This window comes from Cobetia sp. LC6, assembly GCF_030264805.1.
Lineage (GTDB): Bacteria > Pseudomonadota > Gammaproteobacteria > Pseudomonadales > Halomonadaceae > Cobetia.
On record NZ_JASSPL010000005.1, the window covers coordinates 1 to 25530 of the forward strand.

A 25530-nucleotide genomic window follows, 5' to 3' on the forward strand; every position below is an offset into this window, starting at 1 on the left:
AGCTTCGCTCCCTTCGGTGAGGTGCATGCGCCGCACCGCAGCGACATCGATGTCAGTGATCTTGACGCTGTCGCCGCACTGATTGACACCTGGCAGCCCCAGTTGATCCTCAATGCAGCGGCCTGGACGGCCGTCGACAAGGCAGAAGAGGAGCGCAAGGGGGCCATGCGTCTCAATGCCGAGCTGCCGGCATTGCTGGCAGAAAAGGCCAGCGTGTTGGGTGCGACACTGGTGCATTACTCCTCGGACTATGTCTATCCCGGTGATGGTGACCAGGTCTGGCGCGAAGATAGCCCGACGGCGCCACTGTCGGTTTATGGCGAGAGCAAGCTGGCCGGTGATGAGGCAGTATTGGCCAGTGGCTGTCGTCATCTGGTGTTCCGTACCAGCTGGGTGTATGCCGCCCGTGGCAACAACTTCATGAAGACGATGCTCAAGCTGGGGCGTGATCGCGATACGCTGAACATCGTCAATGACCAGATCGGTGCGCCGACGCCGGCTCGCCTGATCGCCCAGCTCACCTGTGAGGCACTGCACCAACGGATCGACTCCGGGCTTTATCACCTGGCGCCGCAGGGCACCACCAGCTGGCACGGGTTCGCCCAGAGTATCTTCCGTCTGGCCATCGCACAGGGGGAAACGCTGGCGATAGACCCGGATACGCTGGGTGGCATCCCGACAGCGGAATACCCGACACCGGCGACACGCCCGCTGAATTCTCGTCTTGCGCTGACGAAACTCGAGGCGGCACTTGGCCTCGAGCTGCCTGACTGGCAGTCTCAGCTGGCGCTGACGCTCAAGGAACATCTGGATCGCTGAGTCAGCTGTCTCTGTCACATTGGCAGGTCATCTTCAGTGTGTGGCATCACGCGGCACCTGATCTTCTTCGAATGAAACGCTACACGTCGATACGACAAGGATTTTGATATGGCGCGCAAGGGCATCATCCTCGCCGGTGGTTCCGGTACACGACTGCATCCGATCACTCGCGGTGTTTCCAAGCAGCTGCTGCCTATCTATGACAAGCCGATGATCTTCTATCCGGTCTCTGTCTTGATGTTGGCCGGTATCCGCGAGATCCTGATCATCTCCACCCCGGAAGATCTGCCGCAATATGAAAAGCTGCTGGGCAATGGTGAGCAGTACGGCGTGCGCTTCGAATATGCCGTGCAGCCAAGCCCGGATGGCCTGGCGCAGGCCTTCATCATCGGTGAGGAATTCATCGGCGATGATTCTGTCTGTCTGGTGCTGGGTGACAACATCTTCCACGGCCAGCACTTCTCGGATCAGTTGAAGCGTGCGGCGGACCAGCCGTGCGGCGCGACGGTCTTCGGCTATCTGGTGCAGGACCCGGAGCGCTTCGGTGTCGTGGAGTTCGATGAGTCGGGCAAGGCGATGTCCATCGAGGAGAAGCCGCTGAAGCCCAAGTCACCGTATGCCGTGACTGGCCTCTACTTCTACGACAATGACGTAGTCGAGATCGCCAAGTCCGTCGAGCCGTCGGAGCGTGGCGAGCTGGAGATCACCAGCATCAACAATGCGTACCTGGAGCGTGGTGATCTGCGTGTCGAGCGCCTGGGGCGTGGCTTCGCGTGGCTGGATACCGGCACCCATGACAGCTTGCTGGAGGCTGGCCAGTACGTGCAGACCATCGAGCATCGCCAGGGCTTGAAGGTGGCGTGCCTGGAAGAGATTTCCTGGGCCAATGGCTGGATCACCGACGAGCAGCTTGAGGAACAGGGCACGGCACTCAAGAAGACCGGTTACGGGCAGTACCTGCTCAAGCGTCTGGATGACAAGCGTCGCGGCAATCAGTGATACAGCGATCGATGATACAGCCTGCATTCACTTGCCCTGCAATGACATGTCCTGCAATGAAAGCACATGATTAGTTGTGTCATGCCTTTGGTACGAATTGGCTAAAGGCAATGCTAATGTAGTCAAATTCCCGCAGTCGTCCCGATCATGACGACAACTGCGGGAATTTTTATGGCAGGCGGCTATGGGTACCCTGGCGAGCGGTGATATGACGGTAAGGTATGTGTTCCTTGCGATGTATGTACCATTCAACGCCGCCAGTACCACAAGACCGCTTGACGAGATATGACTTGGCAAAAAGGTGGCTGGACGCGAAAGGCGATGAGCCACCTCGCTGCCAACGCTATTTCTATCCTAGACAAGGAGTAATTCCCGGATGAATTTTGAAAAACTCGCCATCCCGGATGTCGTGCTGTTGACCCCGCAAAAGTTCGGTGATGAGCGCGGTTTCTTCATGGAAACCTTCCGTCAGAGCGAATTCGTCGAACACTGCGGTGATTACACCTTCGTGCAGGACAACCACAGCAAATCCCGTCAGGGTATCCTGCGTGGCTTGCACTACCAGCTGAATCAGCCGCAGGGCAAGCTGGTACGTGTCACACAGGGTGAAGTCTTCGATGTGGCCGTCGACATGCGCAAGAGCAGCCCGACCTTCGGGCAATGGGTAGGCGCTCACTTGAGCGAAGACAATCAACATATGTTGTGGGTGCCGCCGGGGTTCGCTCATGGTTTTTATGTCATCAGCGAATCAGCCGAATTCCAGTACAAGTGCACTGACTATTACGCACCGGGTGATGAGTATTCGCTGAAATGGAATGACCCCAGTGTGGGTATCGAGTGGCCGCTGGTGAATGGTGAAGCCCCCCAGCTATCGGGGAAGGATGAAGACGGTGAATCTTTCGAGATGGCTGCTGTCTTTGCTTGAAGCACTGAGTATTGACCGTGCAGGTAAGTTTGTTGCCTCACTCCTGAAGGGGGTGAGGCGCTTTTGTTTGCAGCTGATTTCGATGAGAGTAGGTTTATGAAGATCAAGGTCGTAGCTATAGCGAAAGATGAAGCGGCCTATCTACCAGAATGGTGCTTTCATCATCTGTATTTTGGATTTGATGCTTGCGAAGTATGGCTAAATAATATTTCTGATAATTCTATTGCTGTATGCAAATCACTGGAAACTCATACCCAGAAAAAGTTCAGTTGGGTGAAGGCAGATGATCTCTTGGTAGCATGCAATCGCAAAGGAAGAAATTTTCAGACAGAAGCCTACAATACTGCTTTTGGTCAGGCACGTCGTCAGGGCTTCAGCCATGTACTCTTTATTGATCTCGATGAGCTCTGGACTCCCCACGATTTTCAGTCATCAATTCATGAATATCTCGCTAAAAAAGAATTGAAACAGGCTGATGTAGTGGCTTTTAACTGGGCAATCGATACTCCGCTTCATTTGAGGCCTGCCTTCTCTCGCCCCTTTTCTGATTTGATGTGGGTGCATAATAATCGACATGTGAAAAGCTTGGTCAGAACTTCTGCCAAGGTAGATAGAATCAATATTCATACCGCCAAGGTAAAAGGTGATGATAGTTATTATCTCGCCGATGGACGACCCTTCAAATTATTGGAAGATGATCAACACGAACGTTCATTATTGAGCAGTCAACAGTTTGAAGTGAGAGAGAAGCGGCTTGCAGGAGCGTTCATCTATCATCGTATCTATCGCTCTCAGCATGAATATCTCTCATCACTTGATAAAGGGCGTCGACATGCTTCCAATGATACTCGACCTCTCAAGTTGAATCGTCTTGGGTATCGGCCTGACCCAAAGTCCACGAAAGCGAAGCGTTATAATATAGATCAGCAGCTTATTAACGCCTATGAGGCGGCCTGGTTAAACTTTATGGCCCCAGACTTGCTATCATTGCAGGTCGTCTCACGTGTTTTCGTGACTGATCGTTATGAGACGGTACTTTCCAAATTGGAAAATGATGACTGTCATCTTTTTGCCCGCTACCAAGGGCTATTCCACTCAGTCACGGACAAAGGCATACAGCGACTACGTCGAAAGTTGAATTGGGGACCGAAGCCTGCAAGTATCAACTATGTAATTGTCAATAATATATCATTTTCTGATGATAAAATAGTTCTCGAGGGATATGGCTTCAATATCCATACACTAAAAGTGATCACTGAGGCAATACTGCTTTCTTCCTCGGGACGTGAATATTCGCTATCCGTTTCAGCTAGTTCGTCGAACCTTGCGAGTGAAGCTTTTGAGCGGGCACCTGCAGGCTGTGGTTTCATATTTCGATCTGACGTGAAGTGGGAAGGTGAGATTGAATCCCTGAAAGTCACTATTGGGGGGCATGACTACATGGTGCCTCTGGATATGCTCCCTTCCATTCCTGCCATGGAAGATTATTGATGTTATTCGTACATATTCCCAAAACTGCTGGTACCAGCTTCCGAGAGAGTATTGAAGAAGTAGTCGCCTCTAGGTCTCGTCGTTTCCGAAAGGTCGAGCGAGATTATGGGGCCGGTGCTGGAGTCACTACTGCTGCTGTCAAGGAAGCCACCTATGGTCTCAAGGATGTCAGCCGTTTGATCATCAAGGCACCCGATATCACCTTCATGACGGGACATTATTCTATCATGCGATACTTGCCTCATTATGGCATTGGTAGAGTTTGCACCTTTGTGCGAGACCCTGTGTCTCGCGTCGTTTCCGAATATCTACATGCCCGTCGTCACCATGGTGCCACTGATGATTTCGAGGCGTTCTATCGCCAGCCAAACATGCAAAACCGCCAATGGAAACTCCTCGCAGGACAACCTTTGGGGTGTATGGGAGCCGTTGGCATTACGGAGCGATATGAAGAGTCATTGAAAGTCATCAATGCACGATTTGATTTGCGGTTGGAGACGCGTACCGCAAATGCCAATTCTGCTACGCGTGTTGAATATAAGGACTTGATCAGTCTTCATCGTGAGTCAATTGAGAAAATAAACAAGCAAGATCTACATCTTTATCGTCAAGCGAACATGTTGCTGGATAGTCGATTGAAGGTTCTAGCGATGGGGGAAGCTCCATTGGCTTATCGTACAGACAAGCACCCGCATGCCATCAGTGGATATGTCTGGTGGCCAGATTCTGATGATATGGTAGAGCTGGAAGTCTGTCGTATCGACGCCGAAGGCAGATGCACTATGGCGATGGATGATATCCTGGCCAAGGAGTTTTCGGCTGAGGCGCATGGATTGGGAGCTCCCAGAAAAGGTTACGTGGGATTCAGGTTCGGAACAGGGCGTCTCAAGCCGGGGCAATACTGTTTGAGGGAAGTGACAAGTCTTCAGGTAGTACTTGATTTCAAGCAATGAACAAATTGGTGGTGTCTATCTTGTCATTCTTCTATTCCAGATTTGAACGTTGTTGGGAATCATTGTTTTCCATCCGTCATCAGCCTGATTTCGATCAATATCGTGATATCACCCCTGACCCGGACTCTGATGGCTTATTGTCCGTATCTGATGATCCTCAAGTATTATTGCTGTCAAAAGCCTGGCTGCCAGGTTGGTACATGCTGGAAGCGACAGTGCTACATGCGACCGCTGCGAGAGAGTCAAGACTGTATCTCAATGAGGGACACGGATACTCCAATGAAAATAGTGTCTCTTTGCCTATCAAGAATGGCCGGATTTCCAAACGCATCATCCATATCGGCAAAAGTGGTACTCGGTTGAGGTTTGATCCTGTCGACGCTCCAGGAAGCTTCAGTGTGGAGCATCTACGCCTGATCCTGCTTACCCCCGGCTTTGCTCGCGATCGTATCCGAAAGCGTGTCGTGCGGCTGCATCATGACTTCAGAGGAATGTCTCTCGAAGACATGGTGAATCAACTTGCTACGCAGTATCACGCTCATGGCTATCAGACCTCTGAAGAATGGTTGATGAGCTGTTATGCCGATACCTTCCACAATCGTCGTGGCCAAGGGGATTATCAGGCCTGGATCGCAACAAATGAGGCGCCTGTAAGGGAGAGGCCCTTGGCGCGTGAACCGCTCATTTCCATCTTGGTGCCTGTCTACCGACCTGAGCTCGAGAACTTCCGTGCCTGCATGGATTCCGTACTGGCACAGAGTTATCGCAACCTTGAGATTTGCCTGGTAGATGATGCCTCCGGAGATGAAGAGTTGACTCGAACTCTTGAAGAATACCGGGTGCGCGATAAAAGGGTTCGAGTCGCCGCTCATGATCGCAATCAACATATCTCTCATGCCAGCAACACGGCTCTGGGAATGGCGACAGGAGATTTCGTCGCGCTGCTTGACCATGATGACGTCCTTGCACCTCAAGCGCTGTATTTCGTGGCACAGGCCATCAACGAGGCACCTGAGGCCTTGGTGTTCTATTCCGATGAAGACAAGCTGGATGAGCGGGGCCGACGCCATGACCCTCATTTCAAGAGCGGTTGGAACCCTGACTTGTTGCTGTCTCAAAATTACTTGTCTCACCTGGGAGTGTATTCGACGCCATTGGTGCGGAAAGTCGGCGGTTTTCGGGCTGGATATGAGGGAAGTCAGGACCATGATCTCGCTTTGCGGGTAACGAATGGCCTGTCCGCAGCGCAGGTTGTTCACATCCCCAGAGTGCTTTATCACTGGCGTGCCGGTAAAGGGTCTACCGCGCTGGATAGCGGGGCGAAGGAATATACCAGTCAAGCGGGGCTCAAGGCCGTGCGTGATCACCTGGCACAGGCTTCGTTACCTGCGTCTGTCACTTCCGGAAGCCTGCCTAATACCTACCGCGTCACGTGGCCTGTGAGAGGGCGGCCTCTTGTCAGCTTGATAGTGCCGACCCGCGATGGTGTGGATATCCTCAAGCCGTGCGTCGAGGCCTTGTTGGAGAAAACATCCTATACACACTTCGAGCTTTTGATATTGGACAACGAATCCACTTGCAAGAAGACCTTATCCTTCATGCAGGAAGTCGGTCAGCGTGACTCACGGGTGAGAGTGCTGCAGTGGAATCATCCCTTCAATTATTCTGCCATCAATAACTTTGGTGTGAGCGAGTCTCGTGGCGAGATCATCGGGCTGATCAACAACGATATCGAGCCCATCAATGGCGATTGGCTGGATGAGATGGTGGGGCAAGTACAGCGTGAAGAGATTGGCTGTGTCGGCGCCAAGCTATATTACCCCAACAATACCGTTCAACATGCCGGAGTGATTCTTGGTATCGGCGGTGTCGCCGGCCACGCTCACAAGTATTTTCATAGATCGGAAGCCGGTTACTTCTCCCGGTTGATGCTGACGCAGAACCTGAGTGCCGTCACGGCAGCCTGTCTGTTGGTCAGGCGTGAGGTCTTCGAGGCTGTTGGCGGACTCAATGAAGAGCATCTTGCTGTTGCCTTCAATGACGTCGATTTCTGCTTGAAGGTGAGAGAGGCTGGCTACCGTAACCTCTGGACACCTTACGCGGAACTCTATCATCACGAGTCAGTCTCTCGAGGTCAGGATGACAACCCCGAGAAGCAGGCACGTGCTCAGAGAGAAGTTTCCTATATGCTGAACACCTGGGGGGAGAAGCTGACGAAAGATCCCTTCTATAACCCCAATCTGACGTTGGTGCATGAGGATTTCTCGCTGCGATAAAGTTATTTGTAGCTGGTGCCTATTTACTTTTAGGCTTGCTGTATGATTTCGTAGATTAACAAAATTTGTACTTGTCCAATGATATTGGACACCTATCAAGGAAGTAAATTGAACGAGATGAACTATGGCAAGGAAATTAGCATCGACGAAGAAGACTCGTAACTGTTACTCCCAAATCTAAAAGGATGAGACTTTGGCACTCGCCGACCGCTAGGTATTAGTGCCTCGACCCGAGAGCAGGCCTTGGCCATCGAGAATGTTCGACTCAATCGTTAGCTGTCGGGTCTCGCCTGATTGATTACCCGCCTGTGGAAAAGCTTGGGCCGCCTTTTTTTGCCAATCTTTCATGGCTGATATCGGCGCCTGATGATGTAATGCTTTCTGCTGGATGCAGTGATTGTAGAGCCAACAGTAACGCTTGAGTGTCTGCTCCAGATCCTCCCTCGATTCGTAGCGTCGAGTCGTCAGCACATCGCTGATACGGCCATTGAAGCGCTCGACCATCCCGTTGGTTTGGGGGTGACCCGGACGGATGAGCCGGTGTTCGACATGATCCTGTGCACAGGCCTTGTCGAAAAGATGGCTTCCTGTCGGCTTACGTTCACCGCCCGACGTGAAACGATCGGTGAAGCACTTTCCATTGTCTGTCAGCACCTTCTGAACCTTGAACGGTGCCTTGTCGATAACGCGATGGAAGAACCCCTCTGCGTCTTTCGCTGACTGGCTGGAGCGCACCTCAAGATAGACCCAGCGTGTGGCGCGGTCGATGGCCACGAACAGGTACCGCCGCTGGGTCTCATCGGGCATTTGTGGCAGGTACTTGATGTCGATATGCAGGTAGCCTGGTTCGTAGTCCCGAAATGCCTTGGGAGCCTGTTTGTTGTCCTCTTGGTCCTGGCGTGCCAGCTCGGCAAGTGTCGGCACCTGCCGTCTTTTCAACATCCGGTGCAAGGCTGCGCGGGAAAGGGTCGGATGAAGAAACTCACGAGCCACCACGAGGAGATCATCCAGCCCCAGACGAAGGAACGTTCTGGCGGCGATGAGCACTTCTTCCTGCTCCCTGTTGAGTGTGGCCAGGAGGTTATGACGCGTGTGAGGACGATCATAGACGTCGTCTCGATGCCGCCACCGGCGGATGGTCATATCACTCACGCCAAAGCGCTCCGCCAATACCGTGTCCGGGATGTGGGCAGGAGCGGCCTGGATCTCAGCACGGACCTTGGGTGTGGTAGTAGCTTGCTTATGAAGCTTGATGTCCATCTCGATGCTCCTGAACGAACTGACGAAGAAGCCCTCTGGCAGCAAGCAAAGGATAGCTTATTCTGGTTCAATTGAACATCCGAGACCCTGCGCTTATTCTAGTCAATTGAACATCCGAGACCCTACAGTTATTCTATGAGTCCAGAATACTACCAAGTGAGTTAATTATGAAAAAAGCAGATATTTTGCGTGACGCTGCAGTTAAACTAGAAAGTATAGACATAAATCTATCTCTACAATTGATGGAAATGGCGTTGTCCGAGAGACCAACGGGAAAGGTTATTAAGGCTAAGTTGTTAAAATATTACGAGATTGTTAAAGATAGAAATAACAAGCTTGAGGTTATAAGTAAAAGGGTATCCAATGGTGAGTTGGCGATAATACCTATTGGGTTTAGATGTTATACAAAAAAAATATTAGGAAAAAACTCTATCCTACAAGCCAGCTTACCTTTTGATAATGGTTTTTTTCCATCAAGCTCTGTCGCTAGTATTATTATTAACGGTGAGGTTGATTTAGTAAATTGCGGTGTGAGTTCCAAACACGGTCATGACGTATGTATAAAAAAAGAAAACTTGATTGATGGTTTCAGTAAAAAATATATCCATTTTAGAAGATCTGATTATCATGACATTGATGAGTTTGTTTCATCTTCAAAAAAAAATGATCTAAATAATTTTTTGGATTCCACACGTGGATATTATACTTTAGATAGATTCCACAATTATGTCTTAGCTCACTATAATTGGCATAAAAGCGCAGACTCGAAGTTGAGTAAAGGGATTTCTGATCCTGTAGAAAACATAAAAGCTATAAATGATATTATGAACAAAAGAATAGCTCGCATGAATAGAATGTGCGAGTCAGCTAGCGATGTCTTTTTTATTTATTATAATCATCAAGGATATGACTATATGAAAATAGATGACTGTGTTTATGAGGCTCGTAACTTGGGTGTAATACGAGATGCTGTTGTATCTAAGTATGGATATAAATGTCAAGTGAAGGAGGTGTCTAGTGATTGCGATCTATTGAGTGTATTTGAAGAGTATTTGAGAGAAACAAATGCCCCAAAAAAATGATTTTATACTACTTCCTAAATATTTTATTCTTTGTTTAACCGGTGCCAAGTCATTCGTCGCTAATCCTGTCATCGGCCATCAGGGGCTAAATCGTCGTGGATTACACGTCTGGCGGGTGAAGGCGGCGTCTCGCATCATGCGCTGGCGCATGGCCATGCTCAGTCGCGGCGTGCCGAGAGCGGAGCGTGAGGCCTATCTGCGTGATGGCTATCTACTCAAGCAGGACTTCCTGCCGCCAGAGCTGTTCGCGCGGCTCAAGGCGGAGCTTGAAACCGTGCACGATCACGGCCCCGGTGAGGTACGTGAATGTTGTCAGGGTGATACCCGTACGCATCGCGTATTGCTGGACCCGGAGACCTTGAGCGAGCTGCCGGTGGCTAGGCAAGTGCTGGCTGACCCTCAGCTCAAACGTCTGCTGCGTTTCTGCGCTGGCCATCGTCGCCTGCCCATAATGCATCTCGAGAAGGTGTTCAACGGCGCCCGCGAGAGTGATGAGACCGACCCGCAGAAGTCCCTGCACGTGGATACCTTTCAGCCGACCATGAAGTTCTGGCTTTACCTGGAGGAGGTGAGTGAGCGCAACGGGCCTTTTATGTTCGTGCCTCAGTCCACGCAGTTGAACAAGGGCCGACTGGATTGGGAATATCACATGAGTCTGACGGCGCGTGAGCATGCCAATCGCTATACCCAGCGAGGGTCTTTCCGTGTCGAGGAAGGGGCACTGGCTCGCTTCGATCTCAATGCGCCCACCTTGTTCAAGGTGCCTGCCAACACGCTGCTGATCGCTGACACCTTCGGCATGCATGGCCGTGGCCCTGCCGAGGCAGGCAGTTCGCGTCTGGCGTTGTGGGGAATGAGTCGCACGACACCCTTCCTGCCGTTGCCGGGGCTGGGGGGGGAATGGCTCAATCGCCTCCAGTACCGTGTTCTGAAGGCAGAGCGTGCGAGGGATGACAGGCGTGCCGCAGCGCGTGGCGTCGAGTCCTCTTGGCATGTCGTGACACGTGACTCCTCGCGTGCGCAGGACCCGTCCTGATGTCGGCCGAAGCTTCGCCCTTGGCAGGCGTGCGGTGGATCGTCCTCAGTGATGGTGCTCGACCCACCGAGGACATCTACTTTCTTGAGTCGGCTGCACCAGCACTTCGCCAGCATGGGGCTTTCGTCGAGCGTTTCGACACACGCCGCTACCACCTGCCGACGCGATGGGCTTTACGGCGCTTGTCAGGTGCCAATCTGTTGATCGTGCGCTCTCTGGGCGAGCGCTGGGTGCATCTGCTCGAACGGCATCGGGAGCGTTTCGGGCGTATCGTCTATCTGATCGACGATGATCTTGGTGCCGTGACCCGTACCGATGGCTTGCCTGCCGCCTATGTCACACGTCTGACTGGCCTGGCTGAGCGCCAACCGGCGTTGCTGGCGCTCGCGGATGAGGTAGTGGCCTGTTGTGATTCGCTGATGGCTCAGCTTGGGCGAGAGCACGCCAATGTCTCGCTGCTGACACCGCCAATGCTGGCGGCAGCAATGAAGCCGGCCGATTTCACTCAGCCTGACTGGACCATCGGCTATCACGGTACGCGTGCGCATCGTGATGACATCGCACACCTGGCACCCGCACTCACGTCGGTGATGGAGTCGCATCCCCGAGTACGCCTAGAGGTCATGATGGGACGGCACGTGCCGGATGCTCTTGCCGGCATTGACCGGCTGGAAGCGCCAGAGGCTCTTCCGTGGAAGGCCTTCCAGTATTATCAGGCAACACGGCGTATCCAGATCGGCCTGGCTCCGTTGCTCGAGACTCCCTTCAATCGCGGCAAGTCATGGATCAAGTTTCTCGATATCTCGGCAATGGGTGGCGTTGGTATCTACAGCCGCAGAGCACCTTATACCGAGATAGTCGAACACGGCGTCGACGGCTTGCTGGTGGAGGATGATCCTGCTGACTGGCAGGTGGCACTCGAACGGTTGCTGGGAGATCGAAAGGCAACCGAGGCCATGGCAGAGCGGGCATTGCAGAAAGCCCGAGATATTGGCGCTGTAGAGGAGTGTACGAACTTTTGGCGTTCACGCTGACTTGAGCGAGATGATCCCAACCCACAAGGCCCGCAGCTACCCCTGCGGGTCTTGTCGTTTATGGGGCCGGGGCCTTCCAATCCGTCACTGCCAGCGGCGATTTGGCGCTCAACGCAGTTAACACGTTGATTACATCCGCTACATGCCAGCAAATTTTGAGTGGTGTGATGTCCAGAAATCATTAAGCTCAAAGTAAGCGTCCCAGGGTCAGTGTGTGCTCTCGCTCGCGCTTGTTCGGCGGTGACGCCGAACGTGCCGGGACCATGAATGCCTCGAGTAAAGGAGACTGACATGACCGCCTTCCCGACCACTCCTCGTTGGATCGTACTCAGTGATGAAGCCCAGGCGCTGGAAGATATCTACTTCTTCCTGCCTGCCATGGCCGCGTTGCGCAAGGAAGGCACACGTGTCGAGCGTTTTGAAACCCGCCGTTGGAAGTTCTCCCCCAAACTTGCCCAGGCGCGCCTCTCCGGTGCCTGCCTGTTGATCGCGCGTAGCCTGGGGCGAGAATGGATCGAGATGCTGGAGCAACACCGTGAGCAGCACGGTCGCATCTGTTACCTCGTCGATCATCTGTATTCGCCTGAGTTGCTGCCATCGGAGCAAGACACCTCCATCCCTGAAGCAGGCCCTGAGACTGAAGCTGCCCAATTGCAACAGCGATTGTTCGCGCTGGCGGATGAGATCGTCGTGGTCAGCGAGCAGCTGAAGGCCGCTCTGGCGAGTCTGCATCCCAAGGTCAGCCTGTTGACGCCGCCACTGACCGGCAAGCTGCCGGATCTTCACCATCTCGAGCAGAGCGACTGGTGCATCGGTTTTCACGGCACTCTGTCACATCGTGAGGACATCCTCACGCTGGCCCCGGTGCTGCGCGATATCCAGACGCGGCATTCGGATAGTGAGGTGGAGCTGATGATGGGCCGCCACCTGCCGCTGGCGCTCAGCGATATTCCCCGCCTCAAGACGATGGAGGCCGTAAGCTGGGAGGCCTTTCAGGATTATTGCTCGCGGCGTCGGATCGCCATCGGGCTGGCGCCATTGATGGAAAACTCTGACAACCGCGCCGCCTCCTGGCTGCGATTTCTCGATATCACCCGTATGGGCGGGGTGGGCATCTACAGTCGACGGGCGCCCTATGTTGATCTGATCGATGACGGCGTCGATGGCCTGTTGGTGGGGGATGGCCCAGCAGAATGGACTGCCGCCCTCGAGCGCCTGCTGGGCGATCGTGATGCGACGCGTGCCATGGCGCACAACGCGCAACACAGGGCTCATGAAGTGGGCGACCCATTGCGGGTACTGGATTTCTGGCGCGCGCGTTCGACGGTGGCGCGTGCCCGCTAGCGGCCTCATCCATGATGGCCTGCTACAGATCGCCGAAACGAGAAAGCCACAAAGAGATAGCCTGCCCAATCACTGTTCGCTCAAGCGCCGCGCCCCTCAGGGGCGCGGCGCTTTGTTATGATTTAGCCAACTTTTCGTTCTGAGTCATTTGCCTGTTGAAAGGAGTGCTGCATGGCCACCCCCGAGTTACCCGATGACTTGCCTGGCGAAGCGTCGCAGTCGTCGCAGAAGGATGTCGAGGTGGCGCATAGCCAGCGTCTCGCGAGCCCAGCGGTCGCCCGCAATCGTGATGTGATTCTTGATGTCCTGCGCGATGTGTTGGCACAGCGGCGTGAGGTGCTGGAACTGGCCAGTGGTAGCGGTGAGCACGCCGTGCATTTCGCCCACGGCCTGCCTCATCTGGCGTGGCAGCCCAGCGATGCCAGTCCGCGTGCGCTGGAGTCCATCGCGGATTGGCGCACCGAAGCCGCCTTGCCCAACCTCAAGGCGCCGATCACGCTGGATGTGCAGGCCGAGTGGCCTGAGGTGGCCTGCGATGCGCTGGTGGCGATCAATCTGATCCATATCTCGCCGTGGCGGGTCACGTCCGAGCTGATGTTGCAGGCCGGTCGACGCCTCCCGAAGTACGGTGTGCTGTATCTCTACGGCCCCTACAAGCGGGGAGGTCAGCATACGGCGCCGAGCAACGAAGGCTTTGATGTGCGACTCAAGAGCCGCAACCCGCTATGGGGCGTGCGTGACCTGGAAGCGGTCATCGAGGAAGCGGAACGCAACGGCTTGCGGCTCGACAGGGTGGTCGAGATGCCGGCGAACAACCTGAGTGTGGTCTTTCGGCGTTAGCGCTTGCTCTGGCGGCCAGTGGGCCGTCAGAGGGGGTGGGAAACGCGTCATCCAGGCAGTGCGCAAGCGCTTGATTTGCCGACCCACCTTCAATAAGGGCCGCTATCCAGCTATTTATAACTCTCTATTGATGCAGCCGATATGTCTGCCTTGATATGGGGAATACCACAGCCACTCCACCGCGACGAATTACAGGTAACCCTGCTTCTGTAGGTTGCGTGCAAGGAGTCGCCGCAAGCGGAAGCGATCGCGCCGGCTTGTGAGGTGGCTCAGCGGCAGCATCGAGCAAGGTGGTGTACCGGGACACGCGCTTCCAGATGAAGGCGTCGCGAAAGGCCAGATGTGGCAATTATCAGCGCACGTCTGCCACACACCAGGCCAGCCCGACGGTTGTGAATCACGCGTCTGGCGTTTCTTCTCCGTCGTCTTCCTTGAGCGAGCCTTCTGTCAGAGGGGATAAGAAAGGTTGCGGATCGTGAGAGGCAGATCTCGCGTCACTTCCCATAGTAAAGGGCAGGAGGGCTGACAACAGGACCGCCGCGAACAGCGAGAACAATGAATCGAAGTGTTTCATGCGCATACCCCTCTAGACCGTGAGTGTGTCTACAGAGCCTATGCCGCCCGAGGCGTGATTGCCTTTCGGTAATCTCGATATGGGCTAGTGGCGCAACCGATCTCATCCCCTTCAGGCGTAGTGGCCGAGGTATCAGCGAACGTCGGGCTCTCGCTCGGTATCATTCCAGTCGATCACGTGGCTGATGATCTTCCAGCCAGCCTTGCGTGCCGCTTTCTCGGCATGAATGCGCGCTTCCATTCGCGAGATGCTGTCGGTCTGCACCGTGAAGGGTTCTTCCAATGCCAGTCGCTTCTGCTTGACGCCAAGCGTCACCCTCAGCCCCTTGAGGGGGGTGGTGGTCTCTCTGGCGCGTGGGGCTTCAGGACGAGCGCGAGGGGAGGTGTCTCGGGAGGTGGAGCTGGCGGTTCTGTTGGTGGTGCGCACGAACTTGTCGAGTTCGCGTTTCATGTTTTCTTCGAATTGCTCGACTGATATGTCACTCATCTGGATAACCCCGTTTGATCAAAGGAATTCACAACTGAAGCAGCAGGGAATCAACACACATAGGTGGTGATGACTTGTGCGATTTCGGTAAGGCGTGTCTTGCCGGTAAATTCAAATCTCACCGTACCGAGTGCCGAGAAGTAGATCGTGAGCTCTGAATCAAGATCAAAGGTGCCGGAAGTTTCGATGGAGTAGGTTTCAATCTTCTTGTAAGGGAGAGAGGTGAAATCTTTCTTGCTGCCTGTCAATCCTTGAACATTGACAGCGATAATACGCTTGTTGGTAAATACAACCCCGTCACGCATTGATTTATAAGCTGAAATGATTTCTTCGCCATCGATCAGCAGGTCACTGACGCGTTCGGCATATTCATCGTTCTGTTTGAGTTTAAAAAAGCCTTTATTATTGAAGTCTATCATTGCATTACCTTGTGATTCGAAGTGCTGCCATCTGGGGATACTTCGATAGCGCATGAGAAGGGGCCTTCCCTTGGCCTCTGGCGAGACATGCGACTTTTACCCTATCACGACTAGAATAATCCATATCGCGCCAACGGAGTAGTCCCGTGCCCTGCCACTAGAGCTCTGGCGCTTTCGAGTGTGCTGCAAGAATGGAGAACATGGGAACGTACACCGGCCTCGCTGCTCAGTGTGAAGCTTGCTGACCGATCTCGGGAGGCCAGCGCCCTTATTCAGATGGCCAGACTTCTTGGAGGCTTTGCAGGGCGGCTTCGACACAGGGCTCGTGTTGCTTGTCGTGACGCCACACCACGCTCAAGGCGCAGGGCAGGCGGGTGTCCGGCACGATATTGAGGCCGCGCTCCTGACGCTCGGCCAGCGCCAATACATCGCGAGCCAGTGTCAGACCGACGCCGGCACGTACCAGGTCCAGCATGCAGACTTCCTGGTCCACCTGCGCCACGCGGTGAGGGGTGCACTGACTGTCGCGCATGGCATGCGCCAGCAGACGTGAGTGTACGGAATTCTCAGGCGTCACGATCCACGGCAGGGCGGCCAGGGAAGGCCAGTCAGTCTCCGTCAGGCGCGCTGACCAGCCGCTGGGGGCGAGAATGAAATAGTCGAAGAATGCCAGCTCGCGATAACAGAGGGAGTCATCGCGAGGGCCTTCACCGGGGGGAGCGAGGTAGAAGCCGATTTCCAGCTTATTCTGGCGCAGTGCCTTGAGGACACAGCCGCTCATGCCGTGGTGGAGTTCCGTTTCCAGATTGGGCGCACGCTCCAGCAGATGACGCAGCAAGCTGCCCAGACGAATGAATTCCGGGTCGACGATGGTGCCGATGCGCAGCTTGCCGCGCACTGTACTGTGCAGTGCCGCGGCGGCCTGCTCGAAGCCACGCGCGCTGGCCAGGGTCTTCTCGGCACTGGGCAGCAAGGCCTGGCCATCAGCCGTCAACAACAGGCCATGGGGGTGACGCTCGAACAGGCTCAACCCCAGACCTTCCTGCAATTGCTTGAGCTTTAGGCTGATCGCGGGCTGGGTGAGGTGCAACGCCTGCGCCGCTCGCGACACGCTCCCTGTGCGCGCCACGGTGACAAAGGCATTGAGTCGGGACAGATCCTGCATCAGTGACATCCATGTGTTTGGCATTTTCTGGCCGGCAAGAGAGGTGCTGCTGGCCCAGCATCCCGCATTGTGGCCTGAATGCGTTCTCTGCCACCTATTGGCCATTGGTCGCGGTAAGCCGTGTTCACCCGGGACAGCCCTCGTGATCGAATCGCCCGCCGCTGTCGAAAACTCTTCCTTCTTCTTCGTTGCAAGTGACTGATTGTAAACGCTTAACTGTTGCTCTGGCTCTCGAGGAGAGCGAAGGCGTTTATGAGAAAAATTGGATATCAGCAATCGTTATATCTCACCCAAGAATTACTCAATTGCACCCTGCGCGTGGCGGCGTAATTTCATGAACACCTGCTGATGGCATGTCCTCGTTCGTCATTGACCAGGCGAAGGACCTTCAGCGCCAGACATGTGCATTACACAGGCTTATTCCTATAAAACACCGCCAGCGGAGATCAGCACCATGACGACAGCAGCCAACGCCATCCAGCATTTCATCAACGGCCAGGTGACCCGAGGCGACTCCTGCGCCACTCAGGATGTCTTCAATCCGGCCACCGGCAAGGTGACCGGCCAGGTCGCGCTGGCACGCAACAGTGATGTCGATGCCGCCGTGGCTGCTGCCGACGCCGCATTCCCGGCCTGGGCTGACACGCCGCCGATTCGTCGTGCCCGGGTGATGTTCAAGTTCCTCGCGCTGCTTAACGAGCACAAGGACGAACTGGCGGAAGCGATCACCCGCGAGCACGGCAAGGTGTTCACTGACGCCCAGGGCGAAGTGGCACGTGGCATCGATATCGTCGAATTTGCCTGCGGTATCCCGCAGCTGCTCAAGGGTGACTTCACCGATCAGGTCAGCACCGGCATCGACAACTGGACCATGCGCCAGCCGCTGGGCGTCGTCGCCGGCATCACGCCGTTCAACTTCCCAGTGATGGTGCCGATGTGGATGTTCCCGGTCGCCATTGCGGCAGGCAACAGTTTCGTGCTCAAGCCGAGCCCGCTGGATCCCAGCGCCTCGCTGATGATGGCGGACCTGCTCAAGCAGGCGGGCCTGCCGGATGGCGTCTTCAACGTGGTGCAGGGTGACAAGGATTCCGTCGAGGCGCTGATCGATCACCCCAAGGTGCGCGCCCTGTCCTTCGTGGGCTCGACCCCCATCGCCAACCTGATCTACGAGCGCGGCGCACGTCACGGCAAGCGCATCCAGGCACTGGGTGGCGCCAAGAACCACATGGTGGTGATGCCGGACGCCAATCTCGACAAGGCGGTGGATGCCCTGATCGGCGCGGCCTACGGCTCTGCCGGCGAGCGCTGCATGGCCATCAGCGTCGCGGTGATGGTGGGCGATGTGGCGGACTCCCTGGTGCCGCGTCTGGCCGAGCGTGCCCGCGAGCTCAAGATCAAGGACGGCATGAACCTGGACGCCGAGATGGGTCCGATCGTCACCCGTCAGGCGCATGAGCGTATCTGCGGTTACATCGAAAAGGGTGTCGCGGAAGGCGCCGAGATGGTCGTCGACGGGCGTGAGTTCACCGGCAACGACATTGGCGGCGACAGCACTGAAGGCTTCTGGATGGGCGGTACGCTGTTCGATCACGTCACGCCGGACATGACTATCTACAAGGAAGAGATCTTCGGCCCGGTCCTGGCCTGTGTCCGCGTGCCGGACGTCGCGACCGCCATCCAGCTGATCAATGATCATGAATTCGGCAACGGCGTGAGCTGTTTCACCGAGAGCGGCAGTGTCGCGCGGGAATTCGGGCGCCGCATTCAGGTCGGCATGGTCGGCATCAACGTGCCGATTCCGGTCCCGATGGCCTGGCACGGTTTCGGTGGCTGGAAGAGCTCCCTGTTCGGGGATACCCACGCCTACGGAGAAGAGGGTGTGCGTTTCTATACCAAGCAGAAGTCCATCATGCAGCGCTGGTCGGATTCCATCGATGCCGGTGCCGAATTCGCCATGCCGACGGCCAGGTAAGTCGCTCGCGACTGCGGTCATCAGCACTGTCGCCATATGCATTCTGGTTACCTACCAGCATACGCCAGCTGTCTGGAGAGGGACGCGCCATGTCAGACAACAAGAACAACCCGCATCGATCCCCGGAGGGCGAGCAGGACGCTCGCCCCGCCAAACCGGGCGACGATCTCTCTGAATTCGATTACATCATCGTGGGCGCCGGTTCCGCCGGCTGCCTGATGGCCAATCGCCTCAGCGCCAACCCTGACCACCGCGTGTTGCTGGTCGAGGCGGGCGGACGTGACAACTACCACTGGATTCACATTCCGGTGGGCTATCTGTACTGCATCAACAACCCGCGCACCGACTGGATGTTCCGCACCGAGCCGGACAAGGGCCTCAACGGGCGTTCGCTGATCTATCCGCGCGGCAAGACGCTGGGCGGCTGTTCCAGCATCAACGGCATGATCTACATGCGCGGCCAGGCGCGGGATTACGATCACTGGGCCGAGGTGTCCGGAGACGACGAGTGGCGTTGGGAGCAGTGTCTGGCTGACTTCATGCGTCACGAGGATCACGCGCTGCTGGATGACGGCGCCAGCAGTGATCCTGAGCAGCGTGATTTCCATGGTCACGGCGGGGAGTGGCGCGTCGAGCGTCAACGCCTCAACTGGGAAGTGCTGGATGACTTCGCCAGTGCGGCCGAGCAGGCCGGCATTCCGCGCACCAAGGACTTCAACCGCGGCAGCAATGAAGGGGTGGCCTATTTCGAGGTCAACCAGCGTGCGGGCTGGCGCTGGAACACGGCCAAGGCCTTCCTGCGCCCGGCGCTCAAGCGCAGCAACCTGACCCTGTGGCACTCCACCCAGGTCAATCGTCTGCTGTTCACGGGCGGCGAGCAGGGCACGGGGGCTGAAACAGGGTCGGCGAAAGAAGCTACCGATCTGCGCTGCACGGGGCTGCAGGTCGTGCGTGACGGCAAGGTCATCAACCTCTCGGCGAAGCGTGAGGTCGTGCTGTGTGCCGGCGCCATCGGCTCGCCACACCTGCTGCAGGTCTCGGGCGTCGGGCCCAGAGCACTGCTGGAGGAACATGGCGTCGAGGTGGTGAAGGACCTGCCCGGCGTCGGCGAGAACCTGCAGGACCATCTGCAGATCCGCTCGGTCTACAAGGTCACCAATGCCAAGACCCTGAACGCCATGGCCAGCACCTTGCTGGGCAAGATGGGCATCGGCATGCAGTACCTGTTCAAGCGTTCCGGGCCGATGAGCATGGCGCCGTCACAGCTGGGGGCCTTCACGCGCAGCAGCGATGACTACGCCCATCCCAACATCCAGTACCACGTCCAGCCACTGAGCCTCGAGGCCTTCGGGCAGCCGTTGCATCCCTTCCCGGCGATCACCGCGAGTGTCTGCAATCTCAACCCCACCAGCCGTGGCACGGTGCGTCTGCAGAGCGCCGACCCGCGTCAGGCCCCGGCCATCGCGCCCAACTACCTGAGCACCGAGGAAGACCGCAAGGTCGCGGCCGATTCCTTGCGGGTCACGCGGCGTATCGCCTCCCAGCCTGCTCTTGCGCGCTACAAGCCCGAAGAGATCAAGCCGGGGGTCGAGTACCAGACGGATGAAGAGCTCGCCAGGCTCGCCGGCGATATCGGCACCACCATCTTCCATCCGGTGGGCACCACGCGCATGGGGCGCGCGGATGACCCGATGGCGGTGGTCGACAGCCGTCTGCGTGTACGTGGGATCCAGGGATTGCGGGTGGCGGATGCCGGCATCATGCCGACCATCGTCAGCGGCAATACCAACTCGCCGACCCTGATGATCGCGGAAAAAGCCGCGGGATGGATCCTGGAGTCTGCCGCCAGTGCCAATGTGGATGAGCCACTGTCGCGATCGGCCTGACAACGGTCGAGCTTTCGACGGGCGACCTCTCGGCGTCCGGTCTCTCGGCGGCCATCTTTCTCCACCCACATCATGACTTTTCCGATACGCCATGCATGGAGACCTTGCGAAAAGCCAATCGCAGGGAGCTCCCCGCGTCTCAACACCGAACCGCATAACCACAATAACGGTGATCAACATGAGCAGTTCTGCGCCCAAGACGGCTTCCGGCAGCGGGAGCCCGACACGCGACCCCCGCGCCTCTCACAAGGCCCGTGACGAGATCGACTGGCGGGTATTTCTGCCCTCGGTGCTCGTCATCGCCGGCCTCATCATCCCCATCATCCTGTTTCCCGAGTCCGGTGAGGCGGCCGTCAATGCCGCCTTCGCCTTCGCGACCGGCAATTTCGGCTGGCTTTACCTGCTGGCGGGCTTCTCCGTCGTCGTGTTCCTGATCGGTCTAGCATTCAGCCGCTACGGAAACGTCCGTCTGGGCGGCCCGCAGGACACGCCGGAGTTCTCGTATTTTAGCTGGGTCGCGATGATCTTTGCCGGCGGCATCGGTATCGCCATCGTCAACTGGGCATGGGTCGAGCCGATCTACTATTTCACCGGCCCGCCATTTGACGTCAAGGCCGGTAGCGATGCGGCAGCCGAGTGGGCGCTGGCCTATGGCCAGTTTCACTGGGGGCTGACGCCCTGGGCGTTCTATTGCCTGCCGGCGATTCCCATCGCCTATTCCATGTATGTGCGCAATCGCCCGGGCGTGCGTCTTTCCGTGGCCTCCAGCGGCGTGCTCGGCAAGCGTGCCGACGGCTGGTGGGGCGTGTTGCTGGATGCCGTGGTGGTGTTCGGCATCGTCGGCGGTGTCGGTACCTCGCTGGGGCTGGCGGTGCCGCTGGTATCACGACTGCTTGGTGATCTGCTGGGCATCGAGCCGTCCTTTGCGCTCAATCTTGGGGTGCTGATGATCTGGACGGCGATCTTCTCGGCCAGTGTGTGGTTCGGGCTGGCCAAGGGCATCAAGATTCTCTCCGACATCAACGTGATTCTGGCCATCGCCTTGCTGGCCTTCACCTTCATCGCCGGGCCGTCGCTGTTCATGGTGGAAGGCTGGGTCAACAGTCTCGGCACCATGCTGTCGAGCTTCGTGACCATGAGCCTGTGGACCGACCCGGTGGGCGATTCGACCTTCTGGAAGGACTGGACCGTCTTCTACTGGGCCTGGTGGATCGCCTACGCGCCGATGATGGGGCTGTTCGTCGCCCGTATCTCGCGGGGGCGCACCATTCGTGAGCTGATCATCGCCGAGCTGGTGTTCGGCTCGCTGGGCTGCTGGGTGTTCTTCGCGGTCTGGGGCGGCTATGCGCTGGACCTGCAGGTGAGTGGCACCCTGGATGTCGCGGCTGCACTCAGCGGCGGCGGTATCCCCGGCGCCGTGTCCGCGATTCTCGCTACGCTTCCGTTCTCCGAGCTGATCACCGCAAGCTTCATCCTGCTGTGCTTCATCTTCCTGGCCACCACCCTGGACAGCTCGGCCTATGTGCTGGCGTCGGTGACCACCCGTGAGCTCTCCGGGTATCAGGAGCCCAAGCGCAGCGTGCGCCTGATCTGGGCCTTCCTGATCGCCGGTGTCGGGGTGGCATTGATCCAGCTGGGCGGCCTCAAGGCGGTGCAGACTTCCACCATCGTGGTGGCGCTGCCGATGATTCCGGTGCTGTTCATCCTGACCTGGTCGCTGGTGCGCTGGTTGCGCCAGGACTTCGCGCGCAAGGTGCTGGAACCGCATCTTGTGCTGGAGACCCCCAGCCCGCGCGATGACGCCAAGTATCTCTGAGTGCACTTTTCCTGACTCTCTCAACACATGCTCTCAACACATGACGCTCACCGGGGCTGACGCGACCCGCATGCCCCCGGACAGAAGGACCGCACCGATGACAATCCACTCCGAAACCCGCCTGCCGCTGACTGACGTCAAGGTCATCGATTTCGGTCAATACATGGCGGGCCCCGCCGTCGCCATGATTCTCGCCGATCTGGGCGCCACCGTGGTTCACGTCGACCCGCCCGGCGGGCCGATGTGGCAATCGCCGGCCAACGCCACGCTCAATCGAAACAAGCTGATCGTCTCGCTGGACCTCAAGTCCGAGGAGGGCGTCGAGCAGGCGCTGGCGCTGATCGAAGAGGCCGACATCGTGATCGAGAGCTTCCGCCCCGGGGTCATGAAGCGGCTGGGCATCGACTTCCAGGCACTGCGCGAGGAGCGCAATGAGCTGATCACGCTGTCGATTCCCGGGTTTGCCTCCAATGACACCCTGCGCCGCGACTGGCGCGCCTTCGAGAGCGTGATCGCCGCCAACTCCGGCGTCTTCACCGACATGGGCCTCAACCGGGTGCTGATGGGCATCAACCCGTCCTTCTCGCCGCTGCCGCTGGGCTCGGCCTACGGCACCATGTTGGCGGCTTCCTCGGTGGTACTGGCGCTACAGGCCCGCGAGCGGACCGGCATGGGCGACGAGATCGAGGTACCGCTGGTCTGCGCGCTGATGGAAGGGCTCTGCTACAACTCGATCAAGATCGAGGGCCTGCCGGAGCGCTACAAGACCCAGCGCGAGAAGGAGATCGAACGTCGGCGTATCGAAGGCCAGCCGATGAATCTCGACTACGACGAGCTGCAGGAGCTGCTCGATCCCTTCTATCGCAGCTACAAGTGCAAGGATGGCCGCATGTTCTATGTAGTCTGTCCGAGTCACCGCGAGCACGCCAAGCGCTGCCTGAAGGTACTGGGCCTCTACGATGAGCTGGTCGCCGAAGGCATGAGCGAGGAGCCGGATACCTATCGCCCGAGCAGCGAATGGCAATCCGACATGTCGCTGGGCGTCTATCCGTTGCCCAAGTCCTGGGCGGACCATATCGCGGCGCGCATGAAGGAGGTCTTCCTCACGCGCACCTCCAAGGAATGGGAGAAGATCTTCGGCAAGGGCAAGTTCCCCGGTGCGCCGCAGCGCTGGCTGCAGGAGTGGATCCACGATGACCACGCTGAGACGGCGGGCCTGATGGTCGAGGTCGAGGACCCGGAATTCGGGCTGATGATCCAGCCCGGCCCGATGGTGTGGATGGCCGACAGCGGCCAGGAGATGCTGACGCCCAGGCCGCGGCGCTGGGTGAGCGTCACGCATGCGCTGTCGGTGCTGACCCGCATCGAGACCAAGCTGCCACGGGTGCGGGCACGCAATGCCCGCGATGGCTGGCTGGAAGGCGTCAAGATTCTGGACCTGTGCAACGTGATCGCCGGGCCGCACTCGGTAGCCTATCTGGCACGCTTCGGTGCCGAGGTCATCAAGGTCGACCCGGCCAGGCCGTTCTATGACTGCTGGAATACCGTCATCTTCGGCCTGTCGCACATGCGCTCCAAGCGCTCGCTACTGACCGACGTCAGACAGCCTCGCGGGCGCGCCATCCTGGATGAGCTGATTCGTCAGAGTGATGTGGTGGTCTGGAATGCCACCGACCGACAGGTGGCCTCCATGGGACTGAGCGAGGAGGCCATGCGCGAGCTGAATCCGGACGCCGTCTTCTGTCAGCTGGACTGCTTCAGTGGCGTGCTGCCCGGGCCGCGCACCAACTACCTCGGCTATGACGATCTGGTGCAGGCCACCACCGGCATCATGCTGCGCTTCGGCGGCAGCATGGACACCCCGGAAGAGCACGCCCACGTCGGCACCATCGATGTCATGTGCGGCTTTGGCGCATCGCTGGGGATTGCCACCGCGCTGTATCGCAAGCTCAAGACCGGCCGCACCTCGCGCATCAAGACCTCGCTGTCGGCGCTCAGCGGACTGGCCCAGTTGCCGTTCTGCTATGACTATGAGCGCCGTGGCCTGTTCGACGAGCCCTCGGGGCGTGAGGCGACCGGTTACGATGATCTGGCGCGTTTCTATTCGGCCTCCGATGGCATCCTGCTGGTCAGTGTCTATGAGTCGGAGCTGGAAAAATTCCGCAAGGTCGAGGGGCTGGAAGAGCTGCCGGAAATGCCGCGTGAGGAGCGCGCCGCCTATCTGGCACCGCGTTTCATCAGCGCGCGAGCCAGTGACTGGGTCGAGCGGCTGCAGGCGGCGGATATCGCAGCGGCCGTGTGCGAGAACCTGGAGACATTACGCTCCTACAACGCCCATCCGGCTGGCGAGCGAACCGGGATTGATGCCGGCAGCTATTCGTTCTCGGTCTACTCGGACCACCCCAGCGGTCACGAGATCACTCAGCTTGATCCCTATGCCATCCGTCCGCGGCGAGGACGCATCTACCCGCTCTCGTCGGCCGAGAAATACGGCGCTTCGACTCGCTCGGTACTCAAGGACCTTGATCACAGCGACGAAGAGATCGACCAGTTGATCGAGGAGGGCGTGGTGTCCGAAAGCTGGAGTGAGGAGTATCTGCCGAGCTGAACCCGCCCTGCGGTACTTGTTCACCGAGGGCCACCGGCTGAAGGTAGTCGATAGCGCCCTGGACGTTCTAGCGCCCCATCTCGTGATCCATGAGGTGGGGCGTTTTCGTGACCCATCACGTCAGCCAGTGCTGATCGCTCAAGGCCGGCTTGTCTGACCCTGAGCTGGCAGGGAGCAGCTTCCGAAGCATGAGAAGTGCTCAAGCGCTGACCCTCTTGTGACACGAAGTGAACGTTGATGATGCTGCTTTTGATAGTGGTGCATCGGCTGGCGTGACCCTCGCGATGCAAAGGTGGAAAGACTGCCGCGTCAGGTGCTGGCTTCTTCGTGACAGTCGCCGCTCATGAGCGCTTGAGACCCACAGGCCGCCGACATTGACGTGTCGGCGGCCTGTTCGCGTCTGATGGAACCTTGGGTCGAGGAGGGCGTGAGGATGGTGCGAGGAGGGCGCAGAAGGGGGAGCGCGCAGCGTGAGGGTGATGAATACAATTCATGTTTCCATGAGAAAATACCGTGTCGCGATTCATGCTCCCCGCGGTTGCCGG

The 25530-nt window shown here is 57.2% G+C and carries 19 protein-coding genes and 1 pseudogene; 15 read left to right on the forward strand and 5 right to left on the reverse strand.

Annotated elements, in window-relative coordinates; all coding sequences use genetic code 11:
• The 6 genes from rfbD to QQF40_RS07650 form a co-directional block, all read left to right on the forward strand.
• The coding region (rfbD, locus tag QQF40_RS07625; protein ID WP_285460916.1) for a dTDP-4-dehydrorhamnose reductase at nt 1-819 on the forward strand (819 nt) is incomplete at its 5' end.
• A gap of 108 nt (nt 820-927) precedes the next feature.
• Nucleotides 928-1818, forward strand: a complete 891-nt coding sequence (gene rfbA, locus QQF40_RS07630; protein ID WP_285460917.1) for a glucose-1-phosphate thymidylyltransferase RfbA — start codon at nt 928-930, stop codon at nt 1816-1818.
• Nucleotides 1819-2194: 376 nt separating this feature from the next.
• The gene (rfbC, locus tag QQF40_RS07635) at nt 2195-2743 is read left to right on the forward strand and encodes a dTDP-4-dehydrorhamnose 3,5-epimerase (RefSeq protein ID WP_285460918.1); all 549 of its coding nucleotides are present in this window, start codon (nt 2195-2197) and stop codon (nt 2741-2743) included.
• 96 nt (nt 2744-2839) lie between these two features.
• A complete protein-coding gene (locus QQF40_RS07640; RefSeq protein ID WP_285460919.1) occupies nt 2840-4234 on the forward strand; it encodes a glycosyltransferase family protein in 1395 nt (464 codons plus the stop codon).
• Nucleotides 4234-5187 (forward strand): sulfotransferase family 2 domain-containing protein, encoded by a 954-nt coding sequence (locus tag QQF40_RS07645; protein WP_285460920.1) that lies wholly within the window; start codon nt 4234-4236, stop codon nt 5185-5187. The genes QQF40_RS07640 and QQF40_RS07645 overlap by 1 nt, the downstream gene beginning before the upstream one ends.
• Entirely contained in the window at nt 5184-7463 is a 2280-nt protein-coding gene (locus QQF40_RS07650) for a glycosyltransferase family 2 protein (protein WP_285460921.1), read from the forward strand. Before QQF40_RS07645 ends, QQF40_RS07650 begins: the two co-directional genes overlap by 4 nt.
• 272 nt (nt 7464-7735) lie before the next feature.
• Here QQF40_RS07650 and QQF40_RS07655 read toward each other — a convergent pair.
• Nucleotides 7736-8723, reverse strand: a pseudogene (locus QQF40_RS07655) (IS481 family transposase).
• A gap of 167 nt (nt 8724-8890) precedes the next feature.
• Between QQF40_RS07655 and QQF40_RS07660 the strand changes: the two are divergent.
• The 5 genes from QQF40_RS07660 to QQF40_RS07680 all read left to right on the forward strand — a co-directional run bounded on the left by QQF40_RS07660 (nt 8891) and on the right by QQF40_RS07680 (nt 14059).
• The gene (locus tag QQF40_RS07660) at nt 8891-9805 is read left to right on the forward strand and encodes a hypothetical protein (RefSeq protein WP_285460922.1); all 915 of its coding nucleotides are present in this window, start codon (nt 8891-8893) and stop codon (nt 9803-9805) included.
• 148 nt (nt 9806-9953) lie between these two features.
• Nucleotides 9954-10841 carry a phytanoyl-CoA dioxygenase family protein gene (locus tag QQF40_RS07665; RefSeq protein WP_285460923.1) on the forward strand — a complete coding sequence of 296 codons (888 nt, stop codon included), beginning with the start codon at nt 9954-9956 and terminating at the stop codon, nt 10839-10841.
• On the forward strand, nt 10841-11875 hold the full coding sequence (locus QQF40_RS07670) for a glycosyltransferase family protein (protein ID WP_285460924.1): 1035 nt from the start codon (nt 10841-10843) through the stop codon (nt 11873-11875). The genes QQF40_RS07665 and QQF40_RS07670 overlap by 1 nt, the downstream gene beginning before the upstream one ends.
• 291 nt (nt 11876-12166) lie before the next feature.
• A complete protein-coding gene (locus QQF40_RS07675) occupies nt 12167-13219 on the forward strand; it encodes a glycosyltransferase family protein (protein ID WP_285460925.1) in 1053 nt (350 codons plus the stop codon).
• Nucleotides 13220-13390: 171 nt separating this feature from the next.
• Nucleotides 13391-14059, forward strand: coding sequence for a DUF938 domain-containing protein (locus tag QQF40_RS07680; RefSeq protein ID WP_285460926.1), 669 nt, complete (start codon nt 13391-13393; stop codon nt 14057-14059).
• Between the two features lie 397 nt (nt 14060-14456).
• Here QQF40_RS07680 and QQF40_RS07685 read toward each other — a convergent pair whose 3' ends face one another.
• The 4 genes from QQF40_RS07685 to QQF40_RS07700 form a co-directional block, all read right to left on the reverse strand.
• The gene (locus tag QQF40_RS07685; RefSeq protein WP_153636045.1) at nt 14457-14633 is read right to left on the reverse strand and encodes a hypothetical protein; all 177 of its coding nucleotides are present in this window, start codon (nt 14631-14633) and stop codon (nt 14457-14459) included.
• A gap of 132 nt (nt 14634-14765) precedes the next feature.
• Entirely contained in the window at nt 14766-15119 is a 354-nt protein-coding gene (locus QQF40_RS07690; protein ID WP_285460927.1) for a hypothetical protein, read from the reverse strand.
• 50 nt (nt 15120-15169) lie between these two features.
• A complete protein-coding gene (locus QQF40_RS07695; RefSeq protein WP_285460928.1) occupies nt 15170-15538 on the reverse strand; it encodes a PH domain-containing protein in 369 nt (122 codons plus the stop codon).
• A 268-nt stretch (nt 15539-15806) separates the two neighbouring features.
• Nucleotides 15807-16703, reverse strand: coding sequence for a LysR family transcriptional regulator (locus tag QQF40_RS07700; RefSeq protein WP_285460929.1), 897 nt, complete (start codon nt 16701-16703; stop codon nt 15807-15809).
• A 454-nt stretch (nt 16704-17157) separates the two neighbouring features.
• On the opposite strand from QQF40_RS07700, the gene QQF40_RS07705 reads away from it, so the two are divergent.
• The 4 genes from QQF40_RS07705 to QQF40_RS07720 all read left to right on the forward strand — a co-directional run bounded on the left by QQF40_RS07705 (nt 17158) and on the right by QQF40_RS07720 (nt 24985).
• Nucleotides 17158-18675, forward strand: coding sequence for a CoA-acylating methylmalonate-semialdehyde dehydrogenase (locus tag QQF40_RS07705; RefSeq protein WP_285460930.1), 1518 nt, complete (start codon nt 17158-17160; stop codon nt 18673-18675).
• An 89-nt stretch (nt 18676-18764) separates the two neighbouring features.
• Nucleotides 18765-20561 carry a GMC family oxidoreductase gene (locus tag QQF40_RS07710; RefSeq protein ID WP_285460931.1) on the forward strand — a complete coding sequence of 599 codons (1797 nt, stop codon included), beginning with the start codon at nt 18765-18767 and terminating at the stop codon, nt 20559-20561.
• A gap of 178 nt (nt 20562-20739) precedes the next feature.
• Nucleotides 20740-22377, forward strand: coding sequence for a BCCT family transporter (locus tag QQF40_RS07715; RefSeq protein ID WP_285460932.1), 1638 nt, complete (start codon nt 20740-20742; stop codon nt 22375-22377).
• A 97-nt stretch (nt 22378-22474) separates the two neighbouring features.
• Complete coding sequence (locus QQF40_RS07720; RefSeq protein ID WP_285460933.1) at nt 22475-24985, forward strand: CoA transferase; 2511 nt, start codon at nt 22475-22477, stop codon at nt 24983-24985.
• The last annotated feature ends 545 nt before the right edge of the window (nt 24986-25530 follow it).

Bases quoted from the DNA above. Each gene is read 5' to 3' on its own strand.
- rfbA (WP_285460917.1), top strand. From the start codon at position 928: ATGGCGCGCAAGGGCATCATCCTCGCCGGTGGTTCCGGTACACGACTG.
- rfbC (WP_285460918.1), top strand. From the start codon at position 2,195: ATGAATTTTGAAAAACTCGCCATCCCGGATGTCGTGCTGTTGACCCCG.
- QQF40_RS07640 (WP_285460919.1), top strand. From the start codon at position 2,840: ATGAAGATCAAGGTCGTAGCTATAGCGAAAGATGAAGCGGCCTATCTA.
- QQF40_RS07645 (WP_285460920.1), top strand. From the start codon at position 4,234: ATGTTATTCGTACATATTCCCAAAACTGCTGGTACCAGCTTCCGAGAG.
- QQF40_RS07650 (WP_285460921.1), top strand. From the start codon at position 5,184: ATGAACAAATTGGTGGTGTCTATCTTGTCATTCTTCTATTCCAGATTT.
- QQF40_RS07660 (WP_285460922.1), top strand. From the start codon at position 8,891: ATGAAAAAAGCAGATATTTTGCGTGACGCTGCAGTTAAACTAGAAAGT.
- QQF40_RS07665 (WP_285460923.1), top strand. From the start codon at position 9,954: ATGGCCATGCTCAGTCGCGGCGTGCCGAGAGCGGAGCGTGAGGCCTAT.
- QQF40_RS07670 (WP_285460924.1), top strand. From the start codon at position 10,841: ATGTCGGCCGAAGCTTCGCCCTTGGCAGGCGTGCGGTGGATCGTCCTC.
- QQF40_RS07675 (WP_285460925.1), top strand. From the start codon at position 12,167: ATGACCGCCTTCCCGACCACTCCTCGTTGGATCGTACTCAGTGATGAA.
- QQF40_RS07680 (WP_285460926.1), top strand. From the start codon at position 13,391: ATGGCCACCCCCGAGTTACCCGATGACTTGCCTGGCGAAGCGTCGCAG.
- QQF40_RS07685 (WP_153636045.1), bottom strand. From the start codon at position 14,633: ATGAAACACTTCGATTCATTGTTCTCGCTGTTCGCGGCGGTCCTGTTG.
- QQF40_RS07690 (WP_285460927.1), bottom strand. From the start codon at position 15,119: ATGAGTGACATATCAGTCGAGCAATTCGAAGAAAACATGAAACGCGAA.
- QQF40_RS07695 (WP_285460928.1), bottom strand. From the start codon at position 15,538: ATGATAGACTTCAATAATAAAGGCTTTTTTAAACTCAAACAGAACGAT.
- QQF40_RS07700 (WP_285460929.1), bottom strand. From the start codon at position 16,703: ATGCAGGATCTGTCCCGACTCAATGCCTTTGTCACCGTGGCGCGCACA.
- QQF40_RS07705 (WP_285460930.1), top strand. From the start codon at position 17,158: ATGACGACAGCAGCCAACGCCATCCAGCATTTCATCAACGGCCAGGTG.
- QQF40_RS07710 (WP_285460931.1), top strand. From the start codon at position 18,765: ATGTCAGACAACAAGAACAACCCGCATCGATCCCCGGAGGGCGAGCAG.
- QQF40_RS07715 (WP_285460932.1), top strand. From the start codon at position 20,740: ATGAGCAGTTCTGCGCCCAAGACGGCTTCCGGCAGCGGGAGCCCGACA.
- QQF40_RS07720 (WP_285460933.1), top strand. From the start codon at position 22,475: ATGACAATCCACTCCGAAACCCGCCTGCCGCTGACTGACGTCAAGGTC.